1 rRNA gene is annotated in these 1,731 nt (G+C 53.9%); it reads right to left on the bottom strand.

What is annotated here, in order from left to right:
* Positions 1 to 41 precede the first annotated feature (41 nt).
* Positions 42 to 1,731 (bottom strand): 23S ribosomal RNA (locus B5F19_RS16700); the annotation flags it as partial.

Genomic DNA, 1,731 nt, shown 5'->3' with positions numbered 1-1,731 from the left:
TCGCTCGCAAGCGCCTGCATTTCTTTCTTGCCTGAACCACTCAGGTCAAGCCCTCGGCGGATTAGTATCGGTCAGCTCAACACATTGCTGTGCTTACACCTCCGACCTATCAACGTCATAGTCTACGACGCGCCTTACTCCTCGAGGGATGAGAGATCTTATCTTAGGGGGAGTTTCACGCTTAGATGCTTTCAGCGTTTATCTCGTCCAGACGTAGCTACCCAGCTGTGCCGTTGGCACGACAACTGGTGCACCAGAGGTCTGTCCATCCCGGTCCTCTCGTACTAAGGACAGCTCCCTTCAAATCTCTTTCGCCCGCAACAGATAGGGACCGAACTGTCTCACGACGTTCTGAACCCAGCTCGCGTGCCACTTTAATCGGCGAACAGCCGAACCCTTGGGACCGAATTCAGCCCCAGGATGTGACGAGCCGACATCGAGGTGCCAAACCTCCCCGTCGCTGTGGACGCTTGGGGGAGATCAGCCTGTTATCCCCAGGGTAGCTTTTATCCGTTGAGCGACGGCATTTCCACTCACATACCGCCGGATCACTAACTCCAACTTTCGTTACTGCTCGGATTGTCACCCTCGCAGTTAGGCTCGTTTCTGCGTTTACACTCACTGCACGATTTCCGTCCGTGCTGAACGAACCTTTGAGCGCCTCCGTTACCTTTTTGGAGGCGACCGCCCCAGTCAAACTGCCCACCTAACAGTGTCCCCCGACCGGATTCACGGCCGCAGGTTAGAAAACCAGCAAATGAAGGGTGGTATCCCAAGGTTGACTCCATCAAAGCTGACGCCCTGACTTCCAAGTCTCCCACCTATCCTGTACATCATTTACCAATCCTCAGTATTAAGCTACAGTAAAGCTCCATGGGGTCTTTCCGTCTAGTTGCGGGTAACTGGCATCTTCACCAGTACTACAATTTCGCCGGGTGGGCTGTTGAGACAGCGCCCAAATCGTTACGCCATTCGTGCGGGTCAGAACTTACCTGACAAGGAATTTCGCTACCTTAGGACCGTTATAGTTACGGCCGCCGTTTACTGGGGCTTCAATTCAGACCTTCGCTTGCGCTAAGCCCTCCTCTTAACCTTCCAGCACCGGGCAGGCGTCAGCCCATATACGTCATCTTTCGATTTAGCATAGACCTGTGTTTTTGGTAAACAGTCGCTTGGGCCTATTCTCTGCGGCCCCCTCACGGGGGCTCCCCTTATCCCGAAGTTACGGGGTAATTTTGCCGAGTTCCTTAACAACCCTTCTCCCGTTGGCCTTAGGATTCTCTCCTCATCTACCTGTGTCGGTTTGCGGTACGGGCACCTTAGCATACATCAGAGCTTTTCTCGCCTCGTCATTCACTGGCTTCCCTACTTGTTTTCGGTCCCTTTCGCCCGGGTCAACCAACGCCCGGGTCCAGCTAGCTCCAAGTGTCCCTCTGATTTAAGTTTCGGTGGCTACGGAATTTCAACCGTATGTGCATCGACTACGCCTCGCGGCCTCGCCTTAGCTCCCGGCTTACCTTGGGCGGACGAACCTTCCCCAAGAAACCTTAGATTTTCGGCCATTATGATTCCCACATAATTCTCGCTACTCATTCCGGCATTCTCACTCGAATGAAGTCCACCGCTGCTTCCGCTACGACTTCACCCCTCATTCGACGCTCCCCTACCACACACTTACGTGCATCCCAAGCTTCGGTGTTACGCTTAGCCCCGTTACATTTTCCGCGCAGA

It is taken from the genome of Pseudoflavonifractor sp. An184 (assembly GCF_002160305.1).
Classification (GTDB): domain Bacteria; phylum Bacillota; class Clostridia; order Oscillospirales; family Oscillospiraceae; genus Lawsonibacter; species Lawsonibacter pullicola.
This window is presented reverse-complemented; position numbering and strand designations above follow the sequence as displayed.